Origin of the sequence: Cytobacillus sp. T106, from assembly GCF_040492155.1 — a bacterium.
In the GTDB taxonomy this organism is placed as follows: Bacteria; Bacillota; Bacilli; order Bacillales; family Cytobacillaceae; genus Bacillus_AB; species Bacillus_AB infantis.
In genome coordinates this window covers 28,000-52,217 of record NZ_JBEUMK010000016.1, presented here as the reverse complement: position 1 = coordinate 52,217, position 24,218 = coordinate 28,000, and the positions used below count along the sequence as shown (strand labels likewise).

Here is a 24,218-nt window from a genome sequence, read left to right as displayed (position 1 = left end):
AGATAAGTATAGTGAGGTATAGGAAATGGTAGATATATTATTTGTCGTTAAACCTTTAATTGGGAAATTTGTGGTTTTAATAAGTGGTAAGTTAATAGAACAATTAAAGATTAAGTGGAAACTTAAAAAGATAAAAACCTTTAAAAAAGAATATAACGATACTTTTGTCGACTCAAATGCATTCCAAAAGTTTTTAAATGACGAAAAAAATGGGCTTTTGGTATTTAACTATGTTTTTGGAGCTACTTATAACTCTGTTTCTAAAGCGGCATTTGTAGAGCAATTATCTAAACTTGCAATCAATGAAATAAATCTTTATAGAAAGTCTGTGCAGCTTAAAGAAATAGAAGACCATCCTGTTGTAAATCAATATTTAAAAGATTTAATTACATATCTTGAAGATTACAGAGATAAAAATTTTAAGTCCAATGAGATGAGTATTTTATCTAATATTCAAAGTAGCATTGTAGAAAGTAATAAGAATTTACAGGAATACTTTGAAAGAAATTTAATAGAAATTCAAGAAAGAGCTTATTTGGAAAAATATACGGATGAACATTTAGAGAAAATGCTGAATCAAAATATATTGGATTTAGGTAAAAGGTATATTTCAGAGGCGAATGTAGAAACAGATTTTAATGCAATCTTTGATTCTTTAGTAAGTAATAAAAGATTCTTTAAACATTTTAGTGAGTTATTAGGTAAATTGCAACTGAGTATTATGAAATTTAGTGAAACTTTCCAAAAACATAAAGAAGAGTTAGGTTACGATGATACAAAATTTATTGAAAAAATACTAAAGTGTTTAAAAGAGATTGACTGTGAAGATAAAGAATTCTATCTAGAAAGTAGTTTGAAACATCTTTCTGAAGAGATTAATAGCTTTATTGCGGAAGTAGAGGGTGTGAGATATAAACTATATCAAGAAGTGAGAAAGAATGTAAGGGAAGATTTAATCAATCCAATTCACGCAATAAATAATGATGAAAGAGAATTAAACGATTACATAGATTTAGTAAGGCCGGTTTTAATTAATGAGCCATATTTATTGATATATGGAGATGCGGGAATAGGTAAATCACATTTATTAGCTGATAATGCTAAAAGATTGCAGGAAGAAGGTCATAGTGTTTTCTTATTTTTGGGACAACATTTAAACACTCATGATCATCCATTCAAACAATTATTTAGCTTGATTGAATACAAAGGATCTAAAGAGTCTTTTCTGAAAGAATTTAATGATAGAGCCAATAAAAAAAATAAGAGAACTGTAATTATAATAGATGCTTTAAATGAAGGTGAAGGAAAATATTTTTGGAAAAATTACTTGGTGAATTTTCTAAATTCCATTAAGGAATTTGAAAATATTGCTGTGGTCTTATCTGTAAGAAGTAACTACGTAAGAAGCGTATTACCTGAAAATATTGAGGCTGATTTTCCGTTGCATAAATTAGAACACAAGGGATTTAAAAATTTAGGTTTGGATGCATTAGATCCTTTCTTTAATTACTATAAAATAAATCCATTAGTATTCCCTTCTTTAGAAAATGAGTGCTATAACCCTTTGTTCTTACAAATTTATTGTGAAGCATTCCAAGAAAAATACGTAGGATATAGGGGTTGGAGTATAGTTGAGGTATTAGAAAGATATATAGATAAGATTAATAATAGATTATCACTAGATCAAAGATTTTTATATACAAATTCTCTAAATCTGGTTGATAAAATACTGAAAGAAATTGCTGCGAAATTTATTGAAAATAAAAGTTATTCCATTGAGTTGAGTGAATTTTATGAAATATTAGACGGTACGGCTAGTCCGTATACAATCGGTTATAGAACATTGGTTTTAGGATTAGAAGAAGAAAATATTTTATCAATTAATTCGGGATATCGCGGTGAAAGTTTAGTATATTTCACTTATGAAAGATTTGCAGATATATATATATCGTTAGTTTTATTAGAAAAGTATGGCCAAGATAAAAAACTGTTTGGGGAATTATTATCTTCCGACAATCCGCTATTTTATGGAGTGTATGAGAGTCTTTCAATAATTGTCCCTGAAAAGCTAAACTTAGAATTACTAGATTTAGTTGAAAGTAACTCTATAACCTTTGATGTAGCGGAATCCTTTGTACGAGGAATCTCATGGAGAAATGTACAAAATATAAACGAAAGAACTTTGTACTGGATAAATTTATGCCTAAGACAAGAAAATATAGATTTACAAAGTTTAGTATATGAAAACTTGTTAAAGCAGTCTTATATTATAGAATCCCCTTTAAATGCTAAATTTTTACATGATAATATCTATTCTATGCCAATGTCTATAAGGGATGGAAGTTGGACATTATCTATAAATAATAACTCAGAAGTACCTATGCGACTTTTAGAAATCATTCTAAATCAAAACTTGAGCTTTAGACACTTCAAGTATGAAAATTTTGAACTGCTTTCTTTGAGTATTATTTGGCTATTTACTTCTACAGATCGTAAGCTAAGAGATCTTTCTACTATAGCTCTAGTAAAATTATATATGAATGAACCATCAATTATTTTAAAGAATATTAAACTATTCATTGATGTTAACGATCCCTACGTATTGGAAAGACTGCTTGCAAGTGCATATGGTGCAATACTTAGAACAAATGATGTTCCACAATTAGAAAAAATAATTGATATTATCTATACTAAAATATTTGAACAAGAAGAAGTCTACCCGAATGTTTTAATTAGAGATTATGCGAGAGGTATTATTTTATTTGCTGCTAATAAAGGCACTATTGATCCTAAGAAGTATGAAAAAATTAACCCTCCATACTCTAGTAAATGGTATGAAAAAACGTATACATTGGAAGAAGTTGATAATAAGTTAAAAGAGATGCAGCAAATTGCTAACAATGAGTTTTGCGGATTTCATCAAATAATTAGATCTATGACAACTGAATATGGAAGAGGAACTGGAGCTTATGGAGATTTTGGAAGATATGTCTTTGGTAGTGCCTTATATGATTGGAGAAATCAATTTAATGACCAAGATTTAAGTAATATTGCTACAATGAGGATTATTGAATATGGATATGATGAACAAATACATGGTTATTATGATAGAAATTTAGGATATTATAGCCGACATGATAATCCCATAGAACGCATCGGTAAAAAGTACCAGTGGATTGCATTGTATGAGGTATTAGCCAAACTTACAGATAACTACCCTGTATATAAAGAGAGAAAGATATACACTACTGAATTTCAAAGATATAAGGAATTACAAAGTGAAAGGAATTTTCAATATTTCAATAAATTTTTACAATCTGAGGAAGATGTTGAGCTAGAAGTAGAGGGAATTGAGGAACCATTAAAAGAAGAAGAACATATACTCGAAATTAAAAAGGAATACTACAAGAAGTATAATGGACCGTGGGAACCATTCTTACGGAATATTGACCCAAGTTTGTTAGAGTATCCCATAAAAAATGAAAACTCTTATCTAACTAAAAACTATTTGCCATTTAGTCCTAATAAAAAATGGGCGCAAAGTAAAAAGGAATTTAATAATCTGAATGATTTTATATTTTTTGAGTTCGAAGGCAATAGCTATATATCTTTAGCGCAGTTACTGGTACAAAAAAGAGAACATGGTAAAAAGTTTGTTGATAGGGATGAATTTTGCATAAAGTCAAATGCGGCTTTTTTACCTAATGAAGATAAAGAAAAATATATAACCTTGAAATCAGAAAAGAAAGGAGATTTAAGTGTATCTTGGAAAAATCCGTATGGTGTATTCGCATTTGAATATTTTTGGCATCCGTCATATTTAGATAATACTTATGAAAATGAATCAGAAGGTATTGAATATGAAGATGCAGTACGGGAATATCTTTGGGAAACAAATATCAATCCTGCTTCTGGAGAAAGAACCTCTTGTAGCTACCTAATGCCGAATGCTAATTTAGTTAAATTTTTTGAGTTAACTCAATTTTCTGAGGGGATTTGGAAGGATAGTGAGGATAATATAGTTGCATTTGATGCTCAGTATTTTGGATATGAAAGCAACTTATTATTTAGAGCAGATTATTTAGAAAAATATTTAAGAGAAAAAAATTTAACACTAGTATGGAGTCTTTATATGGAGAAGATATCCGAGCGTAGTAGAAAAGAGGAATGGTTCATATGTTGGCTCGATAATGAAACTGATATAAAATATACTATTTTAGATGAATATCAAGAATTAGAAATGGAAGATAGATTCTGATTAGGTGAGTATACAGGAAAAGGGATTATAATTCAATATATATGGGTTATTTCAAATTCAATTTTAACGCAATCAAGTGAAAGGCAGCGTTCTAATTTATAAATATTATACGCTCTCACTTTACTTTGAAAGTTTATAGAAAAAATAATTTTTAGGATATTCTACTTTAAGCCATAGTTAATTTAGAACTTAGCTCTAGGTGAACCTAGAGCTTCTTTTTCTTGAAATTTGATTGAATTATTAGTTTGTGAATGTGTTCTGATAATTGATTTTTTCCAGTTAATCTAATACTAGAAGTAATTTAGTATATTTATATTATGTTATTTAAATGCGGAGGAAAAGCTATGTTTGAAGATAAAGAATGGGATTCAATATTATACGGAATGGTAAAACACTTAAAGCATTATGGAGAGATGGAATTAGCAGGATCTCTTCTATCTGCTGAATTAGAAATTGGAGCATGGATAGATGAAGCAACTATAATAAGCACAGGTCAGAATATGTCTATTCATATGGTTAATCTCAAAGTGGAAGAACAACATTTTAAATACATAAAGGATAATGAAGATAAAATAGAAAAAGCATTTGAAATTGAAATTGAAAAGTATGATTCTAGTCAAATAGGATTCATACCTAAAAAGCTTTGCTTATGTTCAAAGATTAAAGCTGATTTAGTAGATTGGAGACAGAATGAACTTGCAACTCTAGCAGCTAATCAAATAAATAATCAAGGGAATATATTCAATAATGAAGCACAATTTAATTACAATGGATTAAGGTACAGATCCAAATCTGAAATAGAAATTGCAAAAGAGTTTGATAAAAGAGGAATACTATTTTTTCCATTGCCAGCGTGCGTTATAGAAGGTATCTCAAAAGAACCGGATTTCTTAGTAAACCATCCAAATGGAAAATGGGGGATATTGGAATGTAATGGTGACCCTTACCATACATTTCAGAATTCAACTAAAGATCACGAAAAAGTTAGATTATTTATGAAGAAGGGCATACCTGTAATTTTCTTTAATGCTACTGATTGTTATAATCAACCTTCGAAAGTTGTAGATGATTTTATGGAGATTCTTGGGAAGAATTAGTATCGTTTTTGGGGTTATAGTTAATTAGTTTAGCTTATTTTAATTCACTTTATTTTTAAGAGGTGTGACTTTTGTTTATAGAAGATTTTAATTTTAGTGGTTTTAGATCTTATGGCTCAGTATTAAATAACGAACCTGAATTAAAATATAGACAAATAAATTTGTTTATTGGTCCCAACAATAGCGGGAAATCAAATATATTGAATTTCTTTTCAACTGCCCAAAAAATCTATAACTGTATGCAGCAGGGCGAAAGATATGCTTTTTCAGAGACAGATTCATATAGAAATAATACAGCAGAAGATCTTTATGGAGTAATTTATTTAGAAAACGATATACAAATTCATATTAATAAAGGACTACAGAATCTTATGGAGTTCAAGAATGGTAATCCTGCAGAGTTCTTTAATAGACTTTTCTTCATAGATACGGAACGAAAGAATATTGACTTTACTAGTGATATTAAATGGATTATAAGTAATAGATTAATCAAGAACTATGAGGAAAAGCTAGGTAAGTGGTTACGAAAGGTATTGGATGAACCAGTATTAGTAGAAATCAATAAAAATAATAATGATGTTAATCTTTATTTTTGTACAGGAACAGCGAAGGAATGGGACCTGAAGCAATCTTTAAAAAATTTGGGAACTGGGGTTATACAGGCCCTTAAAATACTTACAGCATTATTTAAGTATATTAACCACTTCGATTTAACTGGGGGAAATATCTTCATAGAAGAGCCAGAAAGTAACCTGCATCCAAAAGCTGTAATTGCTTTAATTGATCTTTTATATTCAGATGAATTACTGAGTAAGAATAAATATTTTATTACTACTCATTCAAATGCGTTAATTGACAGGGTTGATAAAAACTGGACAATCACTAGTGTCTTTCAGAGAGGAAATAGGACTACAGATTTGGTGATGTCTATTAAAAAGAAAGATACTTTTGAAATCCTAAATAACTTAGGGGTTAATCCATCTCAATTATTACAGAGCAATTTAGTTATTTGGGTTGAAGGACCAAGTGATAGGATTTATCTAAAAAAATGGATTGAACTAGAGGCAGATAGTAGACGAATAAGTCTTACAGAGGGAAAAGACTATAGTTTTATCATGTATGGTGGTTCTTTAATTGATTTTTGCAGTGTTTTTGTAAATGAGGGACATGAGGAAATAAAGGATACTACCGATAGATTTTTTGATATTATATCTACTAGTAGATATGCACTGGTTATTGCAGATAGAGATAGAGGCGAAATGGAAACCAAATTAAAGCCACGCTTAGAAGGATTAAGGAAACGTATTCAAGAAAATGATCCTAGTAACGAATTCATTAAGTTAATTACAACTCATGGTAGAGAAATTGAAAACTATGTACCAGAATCAATATTTAGAAAGGTACTGTGTGATATTGAGTTTCACAGGCATTATTTTAAATATAAGGACGAAAGAATAGACTTTGGACCACCAAGTGAAAAAAATCTTATTCCTACTTTTTGTTTTACTATTGAAGATTCATTTGATGTGAAATTTTCCGAGTTATTTATTGATAATAATATTAGAAAGAAATATAATCTTGAAAATAATGAAGAGACTTATAATGCGATAATAACTAATTTATCAAGCACATTTGATAAAGTGAAAGTTGCCGGGAAAGTTGTAAAGGAATATAAATACGAAGAAATCGATGAATCTTTAAAATTATTGATTAATACTATCTTTACTTGGATAAATAAATCAAACAATCGTTAAGTTCAAAAGGAGCTATTATATATGGTTGGTGCTTTTTTAAAATAGCAATTTACAAAGTTTTAATACTTCAAAAGAGCAAAAGTTTATTTTATTAAGGTAATTAACAAATAAATTTGTTATGGAAGTGAGTTATGCATAAAAGTAATAAAACCAAAACAGGCCTTGAGGAAGTACTAATAAATATTCAGAATAATACAGCCGGTACTATAGCTCTCTATCTCAAAGGATTTGAGGTAGATGAGATAGCTAAAAAGTTATCCATTAATATTAAAGAAGTTAAAGATATAATTAAAAAGTTTGAAGAAGATCAATAAGTTATATTAAAGAGGTCCGTTAATAAAATGTTAACATTTTGCTAACGCAATCCCATAAAAAGCGATAAATCCCCGTTAAAGATGTTACAGCAAATAGTATCCAAAACGTTGATTTACCACACTTTTTGCACTTCACGTTAACGATATTACACACTCTCATCTTACGGGCGGCATGATGTAATCAACCGCTTCCTCTTGAAGTGTAGGAATATAAATTTATAAGGTTACAGAAGCCTTTCACTTGTTTAATCAAAACAGTGGAAGGCTTTTTTCTTCCGTGCAGAAGGATGACTGCTGTTTTGTTGTTTATGTTGGATTTGCTCATTTTCATACAAAAACCAAAGGAATGCAATATTTATGAAAATGAATAAACTTTAATTCCATTTTCAAACCATTTATCTGATACCGCTTCGCCTATTGGATTTATACTCATAGAGTGAAAATTTCACATTAAAATATAAAATATATGTATTATGAGTCTTTATTGTTGGTATAATAACAATAATAAGTGAAAAATCCACCTAAAGGGGATGATTTTATGTTAGTTAATTTTCGGTTTGAGAATTATCTTTCCTTTAACAATCTTACTCAGTTTTCAATGACAACTGGTAATACAAGAAGACATGCAAAACATATGATAAAATTTGATGATGTATCGCTGTTGAAATTTGCAGCCTTGTACGGTGCCAATGCTTCAGGGAAATCTAATTTAATTGATGCAATTAAATTTTCTAGAAAATTAATATTAAATGGGGTCCCTAATACCATCGCTCGTGATAAATATTGTAAAATTAATCCTAGTAATAATACTCGAGATACCCGCTTTGAATACGAAATCGTAATTGATGAGGCTGTTTACGCATATGGATTTTCTTTAAATCTATATGAAAAGATGATAAAAAGTGAGTGGTTATATTCTCTGGAGGGGAATAAGGAGGTTGAGATTTTTACAAGAAGTATAGATGAAAATAAAAGTACATTTAATATTAACCATCAAATATTAAACCTTAATGATAAGGATAGGTTGCGTTTAGAGGTATACATTGAAGATTCTAAAGCGTTATTTAATTCCTTATTCATTACTGATTTAAATAAAAATAAGCAGAATTTAAAGAGTGTAAATAAAATTTCAATTCTCAACTCAATCTTTGATTGGTTTAATAATAAGTTAGAAGTAATATCTCCAGATGAGGCTACTTCCGAAAGTGGAATAACATATATTAAAAAAGATAACGGTCTAGCTTTATCAAACTTTTTGGATTCATTTGGAACAGGAGTTAAAGAGGTATGTACGAAAGTCATTAATGAGAAAGATTTATATAAAGAAATGCCATCAATGCTTGTGAAGAAGATCCTAGAAGAAATTTATAACGAAGAAGCAGAGAAAGCGCAAGCCCTTCTCAGAACCCCATACAATATACATCAAATAGAAAGAACTAAAGAAGATTTAATAATTAAGACTGTTACATTCAAACACTCTACAGAGGATGTTTTTTACACACTCGGTGAAGAATCTGACGGAACTGTCAGACTAGTTGAGATTTATGATATATTGGCAAGCAATAATGAGAAAGTTTTTATTGTAGATGAAATAGACAGGAGTTTGCATCCAAATCTAACTTATAATTTTATAAAGGAGTACTTAAAGAAAGAAAATCCTGGTCAACTAATTGTGACTACTCATGAGGATAGACTTTTGGATTTAGAATTGCTTAGAAGAGATGAGATATGGTTTGTAGAAAAACAAGATGATGGTCAATCAAATCTTTACTCTCTTGAAAGATATAGGGAAAGGTTTGATAAGGATATATTAAAAGCATATTTAGAAGGAAGATATGGAAGTATTCCTGAATTCAAAGTATTCAATAATTTATATAGTTAAAGTGATGTGTTGAATGGGGATGAAAAAGTGACTTTTAGACTTTCAAATCTAATGCCTAATCAGTCTCGGGTGGTCGAGGAGAAAAAAGAAGTAAAGAAAAAATTCTTTTTTGTAATTGAGGGAGAGAAGACTGAGAATATCTATATAAGAGAACTTGCGCAAAGTGTAAGGAAAGATTCATTAATTGATGTATTAATTTTGGAAAGGATTAGAGGATCCCATTCTAATCAATATAAAATTACTGCTACAATAGAAAATTACATTAAAGCAAATGAACAACTTACTGAAGAGAACAAAAATAAACTTTTAGATTTAAGTGATAAGTTTGAAGAAGAGGAAATTAATGAAGTTGACTTATATAGTGAATTAGAAGAAATTTTGGGGGATGCTAAGGAGCATTTAATAATTGAACACAACAACCAGATTATTGAACAAATTCGAACTTTGAATGAATTAAGTACGTATCAAAAAGACCTGGATAATATGTTTAATATTGGACAGGGATTATAGAAGTTTCAAAGATTTTCAATATGATAAAGTACTTGAGATTTGTAAAGAAAATGAGTTTTTGTTAGGGATTACAAATCCTAACTTTGAATTTTATTTATTATTGCATCTTGATGATTCTTTATCAATGGACAAAGAGGAAATTAGAACAAATCCTCGTAAAACTAGTAATAAAAAGCTTATAGAGTACACTCTAAATGAAAAGATGAAAGAATATGGTTGTACTTATAAAAAAAATAACTATGATGCTAATTTATTCATTGATAAGTTCACTGATTTTAAAAAAAATATAAATAACTATGTAGATGATAATAGGTTGTTAAAGAATGAAATTGGAAGCTCAATACACCATATTATGAATCGATTGTTAGAATATTAAGCAGTGTTTTTCAATAATACTTGATTCCAATAAGACCTGATTTCTCTTTCTTTTCTAGTTCTTAACCATATACAAAACCCGGTTCTTTCTCAAAAGGATACCGGGTTTTAATTTGTTGTCTTATTCTTCCGTATCTCCCCCGCCAAATGCCTCCGGAATCATCGTAAACCCTTCAATCACTGTCTCTTCCTCCACCTCAATCATCAGATAGCGTTTGCCATCCACCACAATCTGCTTCACATACCGCAGATCAGGGGGGCTGATGGAGATGTTGGCGACTTTGGTGCTGATTTTTATGGATTTTGATGTGAATTTCGGCAGGACGCTGCTGGCTTTGATTTCGTATTTGTCGTCGTCGATGATCTTTTGATAGGAAGATTCAACTTTTTCGGAATCGACATCCTCAAAGCCGCTCATTTTGAGGACGCGTTCTAAGTCTTTGGAATCGAGCTTTGGCGGCTCTTCTTCTTCATTTTCCACAATCATGCGGTTGATTTCCTCATAGACCGTGGAGAGTGCAGAGGTGCTCAGCTGGTCTCCTGTGACGTCCTTGATAATTTCCTCAAAAACAATTTTATCATCCTGGGCTGTCATCGTTTCTTCCCCGTTAAGCACATCCTCTATGAACAGGTGATCCGGCTCGTGGACCTTGCCTGCAGAATAGAGAACATGGTTGACATCCGCTGCGTTATCGGTGAAACATGGAAATAAGAACCCGGAGAGCGGGGCATTAAGGTTGATGATTGGATCCATGACAAAGTGGTATCTGAATTCTTTTTCTACATAGTCAAAAAGCAGTTCCTTCTTCGGCTCCTGGGTATTATTGATGCTGCAGAGAATGAAGGGATGGGAATAGACGGTATCCCGTTCGCTTTCTTCTGCTTCGTCATTGCGGCGCTTAGTCGGCTTGTAATATTCCCCGCGGATGAATGTGATGACGATATCTTTTTCATATTGCCGGACTGCAAGCAGTTTTTCTACAATCTTGAGCATCTGCTCTGCCCAGCCCTCCACATCACTGCTCAGCAGCCCTTGATGAAGAATCAGCTGGCTGCTGTTATCCGCATCCCGCTGGAACTTCAATTCGAAGAGCTTTTCATCGAGCTGGCCGGCGAGCATCTTTTTAAAATTGTGCAGAAACAGCTCCTGCTGCTCCTGATCCAGCATCTCAAAAGGCTGGCTCTGATAATGAAAAATGTCGCTGGAATCCTTCATGATATACACATTAAAAATATCGGAGATTTTAAGCAGATCATTATTGATCTTGAACTGCTTCCGAATTTGGGCGATGTCTTTTTTGTTCATGTTTTTTAACACTCCTAAGCTGCCTTCTTGGCATATGTACTAGGATAACAAATAAAGGGTCATAGTGAAAACCTATTATGAACACTGCCTAAATAACTTTTGAAACCTTTTCCATTCCTTGTCGTCTAACGGTTGAATTTTTCCAAAGGGGAGGTGCTAATGGTTGAATTATGAGCTTCATTTATCGGCACAGCAAGATGCAGGGGAAGATATACTGAGAACATTGAACTAATGGGGCAGCCGGAGAAAGCGAAAGCGTTGCTTATATGCTTGATGGTGAAAGAACAAGTGATATGGAAATATTTATTAAAAACGAATAGTGCTGGAGTCCGTCTGGGAGACGGGCTTTTTTTATTGGTTGAGGCCCTATCTGTCATTTATACTGAAATCAAAAAGGGAAAAATGGTGAATGGATATGAAAACTGAAATCTATTTTATAAGACATGCCCATTCTGAGTTTTCGCTGGTGCATGAAGAAACACGGGGATTGTCTGCGAGGGGCTGGTCTGACGCCCGCAGGGTGGCTGATCTATTGGCAGTAGAGGGAATTCAGCATATTCTCTCAAGCCCTTATGTGAGAGCAATACAAACAGTCGAAGGACTGGCAAGAAACTTAGGAAAAGATGTGGAAACGGACCCGCGTATCCGGGAAGGGGATTTGGCATCGAGGAGCCATCATTTTGAAAAGCCGCTGGAAGCCTTGAAATATGTGTATGAAAACCCTGGCTTTAAATATCCAGGCGGAGAATCAAACCTGGAAATCCAGGAACGGGGAATATGCGCGCTAAGAGAAGCAGCTTCTAAATACAGCGGCAGAAAAATCGCAGTCGGCATCCATGGACATATCATGACCTGCCTGCTGAATTATTTTGATGAGAAATTCAATTTCGATTTCCATCGATGTACCACCAAACCGGATATATACAAACTTACACTTGATGACCAGTTTAATATGGCTGGTTTTGAAAGGCTTTGGAGGCCGGCTTTAGTTTGAGCAAATGTCCAGGCAAACTGCGTATCTGGAATACTGTAGCAAAAGCGCCACCCGCAATGTACAGGCTGGCCAATGACTTTCCTCATAAACAGTAGGGAGGTGGTGAAAAGCATGGTAAAAATATTTATTGACCCGGGCCATGGGGGAGCTGACCCGGGAGGAGCGGGAACAGGGCTGCTGGAGAAGAATATTACGCTGGAAATTGGGACAAGAGTGCGGTCCATCCTGCTTAATGAGTACCAGGGAGTTCTTGTGAGGATGAGCCGCAGCGGAGATCAGACAGTATCATTGAAGCGACGGACAGATGCCGCCAACAGCTGGGGGGCTGACTTCCTGCTTTCACTCCATGTAAATGCCGGCGGAGGCACCGGATATGAGGACTATACCTATCCGGGAATTGGGGCACCGACTTCCACCTATCAGACTATCATCCATCAAGAGATAATCAGGCAGACAAGCTTCGCCGACCGCGGGAAAAAGCAGGCCAATTTCCATGTACTCCGCGAATCGCGCATGCCTGCGCTCCTCACTGAAAGCGGCTTTATCGACAATCCGGCAGATGCCGCCAAGCTCAGGAAGGGCTCTTTTCTTGAAAGCATAGCCCGGGGACATGCCAATGGAATCGCAAGGGCCTTCAATCTGCGGAAGAAGAATAAGCCAGTCTACCATCTGGTTAATACCGGGGAGACTGTGTATGCATTAAGCAGAAGATACGGCAGCCCCATTCAGCAGATCAGAAGCTGGAACAGACTAGACAGTGCCTATACCATCTACCCCGGGCAGCGCCTGCGGGTAAAATAAAGCAGAATGATCTTAAATCATATATTATCACTTCGAGATAGATTCTATATTAATAGAAGAAACTCGGAATAAAAGAAGGTTTCCTTAAACGGGAGCCTTTTTATTTTTGCCTGGAGAAGGTGCTCCTTTCTGACTAAGAGAAGAAGCCGGCAGCGCTTTAAACCGACAAAATAATACTTAAAGAATCACAGACTTTTGGCAGACCTGAAAATATTCTTAATGAGTTAAACAATTCCATAAAGTGAAAAATTACTCTTTAAATACTTATTAGGCAGAAAATTGAACTGGTATCTCGTCGTCAAAATGCTTTCTAGATACATTTCCCTAAAAAATAATACTAAATACCCACAAAATTTAACAATTGTAAAATAAATAACCTAAAATATTACAATTTTAAGGTGGTTATATAACTCTTCGCCTGCTCGCTTGCCCAACTTTTGTCTCAAAAAAAAATCTCGATTTAAAGAGTTGCTAGGAAGATAATTACAGACAAAATTCGACAAAACTGGAAGCGTGTTTGACGGAAATGTGAACGCATGATAGTTAATATATAGTATATAAAAAGAAAATTTTTGAAATTAAGCTGTTTTAAAATTGTTTAAACGAGGTAAAAAGTAGGGATTTAACAGGAAAGATTTTCTTGTGAAAATAAATATTACCTATAGGAGAGAAGCCGCAGGATGTTGGAGTCGAAGAGGAGAGCTATCATATTTATTCTTGTATCAGTTTTATTAGCAGCAGCAGCGGGATATTTCGTTCTAAAGAAAGTCAGCGAGCTGAATGCGGAGCTAGGAGGGATGACAGAGATTTATGTAGCTGCAAGGGATATACCTTCCAGGACGCTTATTGAGAGAGATCAGGTAAAAACTGTTGAGATTCCTAACAGGTATCTGAATAATTCTCATGTAACTGATGTCGGAAAATTAATTAATAAGGTACTAGTTGTTCCGTTAGCTGCAGAAGATGTTATTACTAAAACGATGATTAAGCCTGTATCCAATGTCAGGGACGAGAATAATAGACTGTTAATGATTCCGCAGTCAGAGAGAGTGAACTTTGACCAGAAGTTGGAGGCGCTCGATAGGGTGGATATCGTTGTTTCGCACAATTTTGATGGAAAGCCTGTGACAGAGATATTTATGAAAGATGTTCCTGTTACATCTGCTTTAGAGAGCAATAAAAAATTTAATGGAATTGTAGTTGAAGTCCCTGAAGAAGAAGCCCCTAAAATCATTCACATGCAAAACTATGCAGAGAGCATGAGGATTCTAAAAGCCAATGTGGGCAAAGAGGAACAAGTGAAGGCGGAGGAGCCTGCTGAAGGGGAAAAGGCCGATGCAGGAGTAGAAGAGGCAGAAAAACAGAAAGCGGCTGAGCAAAAAGCAGCAGAGCAGAAGGCTGCAGAACAAAAGGCAGCAGAACAGAAAAAGAAGGAAGAGCAAGCGAAAGCTAATGGATCAGCCAATTAATAGACAATCAACCAGATCGTAATGGAGGACTAACATGGGTGACGAAATAAAAATCCTGCTTGTAAGTGATGAAGAGCAATCACTCACGAATATTAGAGGTCTTTTTACTGATTTTAAACAGGTAGAGACGATAAATCATAATGAGGTTCGGGCAGAATTGGACCGTTTAGCGCCTGACCTGGTGTTTTTGATCGAGTCTGAGGGTGAAGCTTCTGTGGATACGATTGATTATATTCATGCGGCAAGCCCTATGCTTCCTATCGTGTTCATTGCTTTCTCCCAGGACTTTGACTTATTAAGGAATGTTACCAGGTCAGGAGTAGTGGACTATTTTATCCTTCCAGATGAAAATACGATGCTGTATGGAAGGCTGGACAGTATTATTCAGATGGCTGTCCAAAGGAAACAGCAGCTCTCAGAAACAGCTTCAGCAAGCCAGTCCTTTAAGAGGGGCAGAGGTAAAATTTTCTCCTTTTACAGCGGAAAAGGCGGGAGCGGCAGAACGATTCTTTCCAGCTCGTTCGCACAAACCTTAAAACTTGAATCCACTGCCCAGGTTATCCTGATTGACTTGAATCTCCAGTTCGGAGGAATCGAAACTTATTTATCGATTGAGTCCAACCGCTCTTTGGCTGATCTGCTGCCTGTTATTGAGGAGCTGAATGAGAGCCATATCCGTAATGTTTCAGAGAAAGAGAAATACTCCAAGCTGGAAATTCTATTAAGCCCGCGGGATGCGGAGGTGGCTGAGAATTTGCCCGAAGGATTTGTATCGAGGCTGCTGAGAACCTGCCGGAGAAGCTATGATTTTGTAATTGTGGATTTACCCACAATCATGAATGAGCATACGTATTCCGCCCTGGAAGAATCCGATAAGATTTATTACACGTTAAATTTAGATACACCTTCTGTAAGCATGCTTAAGCAAGTTGAAGGCCTATTCTTAAGGCTTGGCATTGAAACAGAAGGAAGGCTGGAGCTTCTCTTAAACGAAGTAGGGCGCGAAAACGAAATAAAGCCTGCGGATCTTAAAAATATCATTCATTATCCAGTAGCCTATAAAATCCCCCGGGATATTAAAGGGGTCCAGGCACACATAAATAAAAGCGAGCCATTCAGGAAGGAAGCTACCGAAAAGAAACTTATCCCGTTTGCAAAGTCCATAAAAAAATGGGTGAGCCAAATTTTAGAGTAAAAGGGTTGATGACCTGTGTCACTATTTGAGAAAAGGACAGAAAAGAAGGTAAGCCGATCATCTTCCAGAACATTAATGGAAAATCATTATATCTCTGAACTGGTAGACCATTATAAGACGAGGATTTTAAAAGAAGCTAATCTCGAGGTACTAACAAGCTTGCCTCAGGGAGAGATGAAGCTAAGGATCGAACAGCTGATCAGCCAATATATGAGTGAGGAAAAAATCATTCTTCCAAGGCATGACAAAGAAGTGCTTCTTACCAGGATTATTGATGAGTCAATTGGTTATGGACCGCTGGAGCCGCTTCTGAATGATGCTTCCATTACTGAAATACTCATTAATGGACCAAAGGAAATTTATATAGAGAAGCTGGGAAAACTGCAGCTGGCACCTATCTCTTTTCGGGATGACAGCCATGTCCGCCACGTTATTGACCGGATTGTGGCACCTTTGGGGAGAAGGATTGATGACAGCTCTCCAATGGTAGATGCCAGACTTCCGGACGGGAGCCGTGTGAATGCTGTCATTCCTCCGATCAGCTTGAATGGGCCGCTTGTATCTATTAGGAAATTTCGGAAAGATCCATTTAAGATGGCAGACCTCTTAAACTTTGAAACTTTAAATGATGACATGTCAGTCTTCTTGGATGCTATCGTAAAGTCAAAGCTGAATATACTTATTTCGGGTGGTACAGGAAGTGGAAAGACCACGCTTCTAAATGTCCTGGGAAATTCCATACCTGCCAAGGAAAGGGTTATAACTATTGAGGACTCCGCTGAGCTTCGACTTGATAAGCCCAACGTTGTAGGAATGGAAGCAAGGCCAGAAAACATGGAAGGCGAAGGAGAAATCACCATCCGTCACCTGGTGAAAAACTCTTTGAGGATGCGGCCGGACCGCATAATTGTAGGTGAGGTTCGCGGCGCTGAAGCATTTGATATGCTTCAGGCTATGAATACTGGACATGAAGGCTCCATTACCACTGTACATGCCAATACTCCATTTGATGCTCTTAGGCGTGTGGAGGGGATGGTAATCATGGCAGGCATGGACCTTCCCTCGAGCATCATTCGTGAATATATAGTCGGAGCGCTTGATATTATCGTTCAAAGCTCCAGGCTGACGGACGGTACAAGGAAGATCACCTCAATTTGCGAGATATACAGGAATGATGACAATGGTGAAATTACTATAAATGAAATTTTCACTTTTAAAAGAAACGGTTTGAAGAGCAACGGCCAGGTGGATGGTTATTTTACCCCTACGGGACATCTGCCCAAGTGTCTGGAAAGAATAAAAGTTTTTGGAATTGATATTCCTTCTACACTATTTACCGCATAGGAGGTGAGCCTGATGGAAAGTGCTATCTTATTCGGGGCAGCTGTGCTGCTGTTTATATGGGGGATGTACAACTACCTTGGGTACAGGAAAGAAAAGAAGGAAATTCAAAAGAAGTATCTAGACCTTTTTAAAAGAGAAAGGCAGCGAAGCAGTTTGATAGCAAAAGTTGGAGACCGATTTGATCAAACAGAATACGCTTTAGATTTTAAGAAGAAGCTGATTCATGCCAATATTCCCGTACTGCCTTCGGAATTTTATGCAATCCTGATCTTTATCGGTTTCTTTATTGCTATTTTATTATTTGGATTTTTTAATATACCTTTAACCATTAGCGCTGGTATAGCAGCAATCTTCATGATAGCAAGCTATTGGCTTATCTTTTTCGTTAGAAAAAATAAATACACGGAGCAGTTAAATAACCAGCTTTCAGAGGTTTGCAGACTCCTTGGCAATGCAACCAAATCGGGGATGACTATTATCCAGGGTCTAGAAGTTGTAGCTGCTGAAATAAATTCTCCAGCAAAAGAAGAATTTAAAGTGTTAACACAAAATATCCGGCTAGGCCTGGACTTTGACAGGGCTCTTGTGGAAATGGAAAAAAGGATACAGACCAGGGAATACAAACTTTTTATATCAGCGTTAATGGTTCAAAAAAGCTCAGGCGGAAATTTAACAAAAGTATTATATGAAATGGCGCAGACTCTCGAAGAACGAAAGATTCTGCGGCAAACCATTAAAACGGCTACAGCAGAACAACGGTTTGTCTCCTATATCCTTCCGGCAATGCCTATTTTTCTACTATTTATGCTAAATAACATTATGGATGGTTTTATAGATCTTATTTTCACTGTCCCTGGTGCTATCCTTATGACGATTTTTACAATTGGAATGGTAGTGGCTCTTATTATGGTAAGAGCAGTTACCAATATAAAGGTGTAATTATGGATTCATTAATTTTAATAACTGTTATTCTCTGCTGGTTAACGTTAGCACTTGGATTAGTTAATCTATATCAATTTGCCAAAAGAAAAGAAGGATTAAAGTTTCACATGGATGAAATCGCGGCAGCTTCTTCTTTTCAAGCCTCAAGGAAGATAACTGCAGCAGAAAAAGTAATCGCCTTTTTGGCAAGATACGCTGATGATTTCTCCACTATTGGTGAAAGAGTGAATTTATTAAGTGAATCGTCCGAAATACAAGTACTTTTAAAGAAAGCAGGAAACCCCTTTGATATGACTGTTGGCCGTTTTCAAGGCTTTAAAATTGTTTGTGTAATCATTGGGTTCCTTGGTGGACTGTTTTCTGTTTTGTTAGGATTGCCCTTAGCCAATATTGCTTTTGTGTCACTTCCGATTTTAGGGTTCTTCGTTCCTATCATTCTCGTGCGTTCAAAAGCAAAAAAAAGACAGCAGCAGCTGAGGAGTGATTTGCCCGATTTTTTGGACACAGTCAGTGTCAGCTTGCAGGCCGGCTCTAATATGGACAGTGCATTAAAAGAGGTTATTAAATATTTTTCAGGTCCGATCAGAGAAGAATTTGCTCTATTTCTGCAGGAAATTGATCTGGGGGTACCCAGGGAGAAAGCCTATGGCGGGCTTCTGGAACGAAATGATAATGAGGAATTTCAAAGTTTTATTAAATCGCTAATACAGGCTACTAGATTAGGAGTCCCAATGGCTTCAACTTTAAAAAGCCAGGCAGAAGACATCAGAAAGATAAGCTTGGAGCAAATAAAGGAACAGGCAGCAAAAGCCTCTCCAAAAGTAACGATGATTACATCATTTATCATTGCACCTTTAATTATGCTGCTGATTATCGGCCTGGTATTGTTGAATATGGTCTACGGTGAGGACAGTCTTTTAAGATTCTTTACCTCATAACATTGAAAGGGGTGATGCCAAAACTGCAGGCTTGGATCAGGAGTTCTATGTTTTAAAAATATAACTATCTTAATAGGAGGAATTAAAATGAAGAAAATGGTAGCGAAGATGAATGATTGTGTGGTAGGAATGTATGCAAATGTGAAAAGCAAGGTTCAAAATGAAGATGGAGTCTCTACAATTGAGTGGGTAGGATTGGCAGCTGTAGTTGTAGCTCTAATGTTTGCTCTTGCTGGAGCAATGGAGAGCCAGGGAGAGGGACTGGCAAGTGCTATTGTTACAAAAATTTCAGATATAATCGAGTCAATTAATAACTAACAATCTATTGTAAAGCTTGGAGGGCATCTATGCGTAATTTACACAGGCTTCTCTTTGCGCCTCTGATTAGTGCGATTATCATCTCAGGTTGCTCCGCAAGCAGCGGAGAGAAAGATGAGAAGACAGCAAAAACAGAAGTTCAGAAAGAGACTGCAGATACTGAGCAGGCTTCCGGCAATGCAGAGGAATTGTCTGCTTTAGACAGTCCTCCGCTGCCGAAAACTTTGGAAGAAATCATTACCTACCCTGAAGGATCCTTTTCAAGTGATGATTTAAGCATAGATACTGCAGAAGTAGAAGCTGCTTTAGACGCTGTTCCTGAAGTGCCGGAAGATGCTTCTGATGAGGAGCTCAAAGAGATATTCGGATATTTGTACTCCCAATTTAAAAAGGAATACCAAGATCCAAGAGCAATTATGGAGTCGGCGACGGAGGTAAAAGGACCTGATTCAGAAAGCAGCAGCTCACAAGAATCACAAGCGAGTTTCAATGTGGAAATTGTCCTGGATTCAAGTGGAAGTATGGCCAACAAATTAGGTTCAAAAACCAGGATGGAATTAGCAAAAGAATCTATTAAAAAGTTTGCTTCATCACTGCCTGAAGAAGCAAACATCAGTTTAAGAGTCTATGGACATAAAGGGACAGGCTCCGATTCCGATAAAAAGATGTCTTGTTCATCAAATGAACTGGTATATTCTCCCCAGCCATATAATGAGGGAGGATTGGATAGTGCGCTGGATCAATTCAATCCAGCCGGCTGGACACCGCTTGCACAATCTTTGATAGAAGCACAAAAGGACTTAGCGCAATTTGAGGGACAGGATAATAAGAATATGGTTTATGTGGTCAGTGATGGAATCGAGACATGCGACGGTAATCCGATAGAAGCAGCGAAGGATTTGAAAGATTCTGGTGTTGCGCCGGTTGTTAATATTATTGGATTTGATGTCAAAGGGAAGGACCAGAAACAGCTGGAAGAAGTTGCAAAAGCTGCAGGGGGCACATATCAGAACGTTACGAGCCAGCAGCAGCTGCAAGATCAACTGGATAAAGCTGTAGAAGAATCTATGAAGTGGCGTACTTGGTATTATGAAGAGCGAACGAAATATCAGAAAGATTTTAACTACCAAAAACTTGATATCCGTTCAATTAAAAACGAATGGGTAAAGAATCATAATATTGAAAAGTCGAAAATCACAATGTCATTAAGCCAAATAAAGCAAAATGGCAAAATAACCGATGAGCAGCTCTCACAAATAACTGATTTCCGAGATGAGTACTATAAACGTCAGAGGGAAGTAATTGACGAATTGACAAAGGTTTTAATTGATGTGAATGAGGCTGATAAAGAAAATATTCGCAAGCAATTAGATGAGTTATATGAAAAGAATGTATCTAATTAAATGGAAAAGTGAGGGGCGCATTGTGAAAAAGGTAAGAAATGAACGGGGATCGGCCACCATAGAATTCCTCGCAATGGTGCCCCTTGTTTTGTTAATACTCATGATTTTCATTCAATTTCTGGTAGCAGGCTACGCCGTCATGGTCGCTCAATCTGCAGTTAACGAAGCTGCGAAGGTTTACTCTACCTCAGAAGACTTAGATAAGGCAAATATTGCAGCAAGTGATGTTTTAGCTAGCGCAGGGGGAAATCTCAATTTTAATGGAGTCGTAGAAAGTAGTAGAGAAAACAATAACTTTGAACTCACACTTAATGTGGATTTAAGGCTGATATTTATTCCAGAGAAGTATACAGGATCTATGCCAGATATATCATTTGCCAAGTCAATCAATGGCAGGGTGATGAAGTAGTGGACAACTTAAAGAATGAAAATGGTAATACCACGATATTTATGATAAGTTTTTTTGGAATATTCACACTAATGTTTATGCTGATTGCTAACTTTGCAAATGTACTTATAGAAAAACAGCATGCCTCCAATAATGCAGATCAGGCAAGCATTGTCGCATCCGGTATCTTACTGGAAGCATTAGATGAGGCAATAGATGAGTATGATCGGGCTATTCTCGAACAGCTTCTGGAAGGAGAAATTGAACCAGAAAAACTGCGGGATAAAGTGAATGACGAAATTCAAGGTTTGTCATCCGATCAGTACAGTGAGACTGAAAAAAGACATATTGCTATTAATAATGTGCTCAAAAGGGAACTGCCTGGTAACGGTTTGCTGGAAAGCAAAATCTCAAGCAGTTTAGCTGGGGCAAGGGACCAAATTATGACCGAAGTACAAATTAACATATTGAATAATAATGGAAAAGTTGAAGAGACAACCATTTCACTGAATGATAAAAATCGAATAGAAGTTAATACATCTACAAGATATGAGGCAGTCAAATTCGATGAATATCTTTCTGAAAACCAGCGCTACATCAAACAGACCGGCCAAGGCCCGAGCTTTGATTTTCTAGAAGCAATGAGTTGGCCCTTAAATATAGCGCTATAGATCTGCTTTCTCTCTAAATGAAGCAGGAGGTGCCCTTTTTGAAATACCTTCGTAAATTATTTCTTTCACTAGTTGCTGTGTTTGTTTTAATTGTTACGAATCCAGGTGTTTTTGCTTTACAGGCGTATGCTTGGGATACTTGGACTAATTCGCCTGCATGGAGTAAACCAGGCTGGAGTACACCGCCGGAATGGGATGAACCTAAATGGAGCAATCCGCCTGAGTGGCAAGAACCAAGTTGGGATTCGCCTCCTGAATGGAACAGCGAACCCGGCTGGGATACACCCCCAGAATGGAATAATGCTCCAAAGTGGGAAAATTCGCCGTGGGTTACTCCACCTGAATGGAATACTGATCCTGGCAGTAGTAGAGATGGGCCCGGAAAGAATCCTTCAGGGAACGGAAAAGAACAGCCTGATCCAGGCAGCCCCTCCGAATATTCTCCTCAGAATCCAGGAGGAAACAATAATTTTATACCTGGCCCGCCTCTAAATCCAGATTATCAAAATCCAGGATTGGAGACTTTAGAAGATCTTAATCAGCAAAATAATCCACCTGCTGAACAAACAGGCGGTCAAGCTGACAATGGGCAACCTGACCCGAACAAAGAAAATAAGCCATTAGATCCCTACAAAGTGACCAAATATGTAGGAGATACGATAATAAATGGCCAAGTGAAGATGATTCATGATGCAGTAAAGGATCCCGAGAAATTTAATGTAAACTTTCCAAGCCGGACTAATTACTTAACCCGTGTCGCTGTTAACGGATTTAAGCTGGGGTTTGAGGGTAGTGTTCCTGCAGACATGCTCCTTTATGGGCATGATAGCGCGGATAAGTATTTTAAAGTAAAGGATTCTTTGGATACTTTAAGGAAAGCTAGATTAGCTCTAAATGACACAAGTGCACTTTCACCGGCAAGCAGTTCAACACTAGAGACTGCTTCGTCAGTTTCAAAAATGTCTCCTCTAGCTAAGCTCAATTTTGCCACTGCAGGCATTAGCGCTGGTTTTGCTGCAGTTGATACCTATAAAGGTTTTAAAAGTATTGGTGATGCCAAGTCTGGACAAGAAAAAGGTGAGGCTATAGGAACAACAATGGCTAGCGGCGGCGACTTTTTAATGAATGCGGGTACAATGATGACAGCCATTCCTATCCCGGCCGTTCAAGCTGTTGGGGCAGGTGTGATAATGGTTGGCGGTGCGCTTTGGGCAGCAGGGACTGCCACGAAGTTGATTTCAAGACATTGGGATAAAATTACTGGGGCAGCAAAGAAAGTGGTTGATTTCCGCAACAAAGCTAGAAAGAAGATTGTTGATACTGGGGTCAAACTTGCAAAAGGAGTTATTTCATTATTTTCTAGATAAGAGAATGGAGCGATTTATGCTCCATTCTTAATCAGGGGGTGTACTTGGTAGTGGAACAAGCGCTGGAAGCTGCGAGAAAATATAAAAAGCATCTTGAAAACATGAATCCATGGACCTACTTTTATTCAAAAAATAACAACAAATTTTGGGGCTTGAATTTCACCAAAAATAACGAGAATACGGGTTTTTTTATCTTTTGTGAAAGGCCTGCTATGTCTTCCGATATTCTAGAAGCATACTGGAATTTGTCTACTGCTTCCTCTCTAATTAATGTAGTTACTAAGGAAATGAGTGTCAGCTATAATAAATCGCTAAAGTATTTGAAAGACCTAGAGAAGCTGCTGATTCACTGGAAAGAGAATAATCCTGCTGAGACCGAGCAATTCAAATTACATATAGAGGAATATTTAAGAATGGTAAAGTTCTATGAACATGGAAAAGCTGAGACAAAGCGATTACACAGCAATTTGTTGGATATTGAAAACACTATGCTTCAAGGGGTCTTAACAGACAAAGAAACAGAAGCTGTCATATTAAACTCTGCAGAATACAATTTTTATAGATATACCGAACTCCATATGCAAAAATCTACTATAAAAGGAATTAGCGAAATTGATAAATGGTTGAAAAAAAACAGAAAGATAACAGACTTTTTTTCAAAAACGAGAAAATTACTCCATTATACAGACTATTATATAAACCCAAAATCTGTAGGATATATAGATGAAAGTTTAGAGGACTTTAGTTTTGGTGAAAAATCCTCAGGCGACCTGGTTTATGATATGGACTGGAATGAAGGAAAAGCCTTATTCACTGAACGCTATATCAAGCAACTACGAATTATTTTCGAAAAGGATTTTATTCCGATGCTAAGAAACCCAATTTAGATGAA

21 protein-coding genes are annotated in these 24,218 nt (G+C 36.2%); 20 read left to right on the top strand and 1 reads right to left on the bottom strand.

Translation table 11 applies throughout. The annotated features are described in order from the left end of the window. Nucleotides 1–25 precede the first annotated feature (25 nt). From ABU165_RS21330 to ABU165_RS21300, 7 genes are all read left to right on the top strand, one after another. Nucleotides 26–4,258 (top strand): NACHT domain-containing protein, encoded by a 4,233-nt coding sequence (locus ABU165_RS21330; RefSeq protein WP_318060903.1) that lies wholly within the window; start codon nucleotides 26–28, stop codon nucleotides 4,256–4,258. Nucleotides 4,259–4,602: 344 nt separating this feature from the next. After that, nucleotides 4,603–5,355 carry a hypothetical protein gene (locus ABU165_RS21325; RefSeq protein ID WP_318060904.1) on the top strand — a complete coding sequence of 251 codons (753 nt, stop codon included), beginning with the start codon at nucleotides 4,603–4,605 and terminating at the stop codon, nucleotides 5,353–5,355. Between the two features lie 71 nt (nucleotides 5,356–5,426). After that, nucleotides 5,427–7,109, top strand: a complete 1,683-nt coding sequence (locus ABU165_RS21320; RefSeq protein WP_318060905.1) for an ATP-dependent nuclease — start codon at nucleotides 5,427–5,429, stop codon at nucleotides 7,107–7,109. A gap of 131 nt (nucleotides 7,110–7,240) precedes the next feature. Further along, nucleotides 7,241–7,423 carry a hypothetical protein gene (locus ABU165_RS21315; RefSeq protein ID WP_318060906.1) on the top strand — a complete coding sequence of 61 codons (183 nt, stop codon included), beginning with the start codon at nucleotides 7,241–7,243 and terminating at the stop codon, nucleotides 7,421–7,423. A 538-nt stretch (nucleotides 7,424–7,961) separates the two neighbouring features. Then, nucleotides 7,962–9,305 carry an AAA family ATPase gene (locus ABU165_RS21310; RefSeq protein ID WP_318060907.1) on the top strand — a complete coding sequence of 448 codons (1,344 nt, stop codon included), beginning with the start codon at nucleotides 7,962–7,964 and terminating at the stop codon, nucleotides 9,303–9,305. 27 nt (nucleotides 9,306–9,332) lie between these two features. Beyond that, nucleotides 9,333–9,815 carry a hypothetical protein gene (locus tag ABU165_RS21305; RefSeq protein WP_318060908.1) on the top strand — a complete coding sequence of 161 codons (483 nt, stop codon included), beginning with the start codon at nucleotides 9,333–9,335 and terminating at the stop codon, nucleotides 9,813–9,815. After that, on the top strand, nucleotides 9,799–10,191 hold the full coding sequence (locus ABU165_RS21300; protein WP_318060909.1) for an RloB domain-containing protein: 393 nt from the start codon (nucleotides 9,799–9,801) through the stop codon (nucleotides 10,189–10,191). Before ABU165_RS21305 ends, ABU165_RS21300 begins: the two co-directional genes overlap by 17 nt. Nucleotides 10,192–10,311: 120 nt before the next feature. Here the strand turns inward: ABU165_RS21300 and ABU165_RS21295 are convergent, their stop codons facing one another. After that, nucleotides 10,312–11,496 carry a DUF4317 domain-containing protein gene (locus tag ABU165_RS21295; protein ID WP_318060910.1) on the bottom strand — a complete coding sequence of 395 codons (1,185 nt, stop codon included), beginning with the start codon at nucleotides 11,494–11,496 and terminating at the stop codon, nucleotides 10,312–10,314. Between the two features lie 409 nt (nucleotides 11,497–11,905). Here ABU165_RS21295 and ABU165_RS21290 point away from each other — a divergent pair, with 409 nt between their 5' ends. From ABU165_RS21290 to ABU165_RS21230, 13 genes are all read left to right on the top strand, one after another. Then, nucleotides 11,906–12,490: a histidine phosphatase family protein gene (locus ABU165_RS21290; RefSeq protein ID WP_318060911.1), complete on the top strand. Its 585-nt coding sequence runs from the start codon at nucleotides 11,906–11,908 to the stop codon at nucleotides 12,488–12,490. A gap of 111 nt (nucleotides 12,491–12,601) precedes the next feature. After that, nucleotides 12,602–13,291 (top strand): N-acetylmuramoyl-L-alanine amidase family protein, encoded by a 690-nt coding sequence (locus ABU165_RS21285; protein ID WP_318060912.1) that lies wholly within the window; start codon nucleotides 12,602–12,604, stop codon nucleotides 13,289–13,291. Nucleotides 13,292–13,971: 680 nt separating this feature from the next. Next, the gene (gene cpaB / locus ABU165_RS21280) at nucleotides 13,972–14,760 is read left to right on the top strand and encodes a Flp pilus assembly protein CpaB (RefSeq protein WP_318060913.1); all 789 of its coding nucleotides are present in this window, start codon (nucleotides 13,972–13,974) and stop codon (nucleotides 14,758–14,760) included. Between the two features lie 34 nt (nucleotides 14,761–14,794). Then, nucleotides 14,795–15,955 carry a CpaE/TadZ family protein gene (locus ABU165_RS21275; RefSeq protein ID WP_318060914.1) on the top strand — a complete coding sequence of 387 codons (1,161 nt, stop codon included), beginning with the start codon at nucleotides 14,795–14,797 and terminating at the stop codon, nucleotides 15,953–15,955. Nucleotides 15,956–15,970: 15 nt separating this feature from the next. After that, on the top strand, nucleotides 15,971–17,299 hold the full coding sequence (locus tag ABU165_RS21270) for a TadA family conjugal transfer-associated ATPase (protein ID WP_396349996.1): 1,329 nt from the start codon (nucleotides 15,971–15,973) through the stop codon (nucleotides 17,297–17,299). Between the two features lie 12 nt (nucleotides 17,300–17,311). After that, nucleotides 17,312–18,238, top strand: coding sequence for a type II secretion system F family protein (locus tag ABU165_RS21265; RefSeq protein WP_318060915.1), 927 nt, complete (start codon nucleotides 17,312–17,314; stop codon nucleotides 18,236–18,238). A gap of 2 nt (nucleotides 18,239–18,240) precedes the next feature. Beyond that, nucleotides 18,241–19,179, top strand: a complete 939-nt coding sequence (locus ABU165_RS21260) for a type II secretion system F family protein (protein WP_318060916.1) — start codon at nucleotides 18,241–18,243, stop codon at nucleotides 19,177–19,179. A gap of 87 nt (nucleotides 19,180–19,266) precedes the next feature. Then, on the top strand, nucleotides 19,267–19,497 hold the full coding sequence (locus tag ABU165_RS21255) for a hypothetical protein (RefSeq protein WP_318060917.1): 231 nt from the start codon (nucleotides 19,267–19,269) through the stop codon (nucleotides 19,495–19,497). Between the two features lie 29 nt (nucleotides 19,498–19,526). Further along, complete coding sequence (locus tag ABU165_RS21250) at nucleotides 19,527–20,900, top strand: VWA domain-containing protein (RefSeq protein WP_318060918.1); 1,374 nt, start codon at nucleotides 19,527–19,529, stop codon at nucleotides 20,898–20,900. Nucleotides 20,901–20,922: 22 nt separating this feature from the next. Further along, a complete protein-coding gene (locus ABU165_RS21245) occupies nucleotides 20,923–21,309 on the top strand; it encodes a TadE/TadG family type IV pilus assembly protein (RefSeq protein ID WP_318060919.1) in 387 nt (128 codons plus the stop codon). Next, complete coding sequence (locus tag ABU165_RS21240; protein WP_318060920.1) at nucleotides 21,309–21,959, top strand: hypothetical protein; 651 nt, start codon at nucleotides 21,309–21,311, stop codon at nucleotides 21,957–21,959. The genes ABU165_RS21245 and ABU165_RS21240 overlap by 1 nt, the downstream gene beginning before the upstream one ends. Before the next feature lie 38 nt (nucleotides 21,960–21,997). After that, entirely contained in the window at nucleotides 21,998–23,326 is a 1,329-nt protein-coding gene (locus tag ABU165_RS21235; RefSeq protein WP_318060921.1) for a hypothetical protein, read from the top strand. 44 nt (nucleotides 23,327–23,370) lie between these two features. Next, nucleotides 23,371–24,213 carry a hypothetical protein gene (locus ABU165_RS21230; protein WP_318060922.1) on the top strand — a complete coding sequence of 281 codons (843 nt, stop codon included), beginning with the start codon at nucleotides 23,371–23,373 and terminating at the stop codon, nucleotides 24,211–24,213. Nucleotides 24,214–24,218 lie beyond the last annotated feature (5 nt).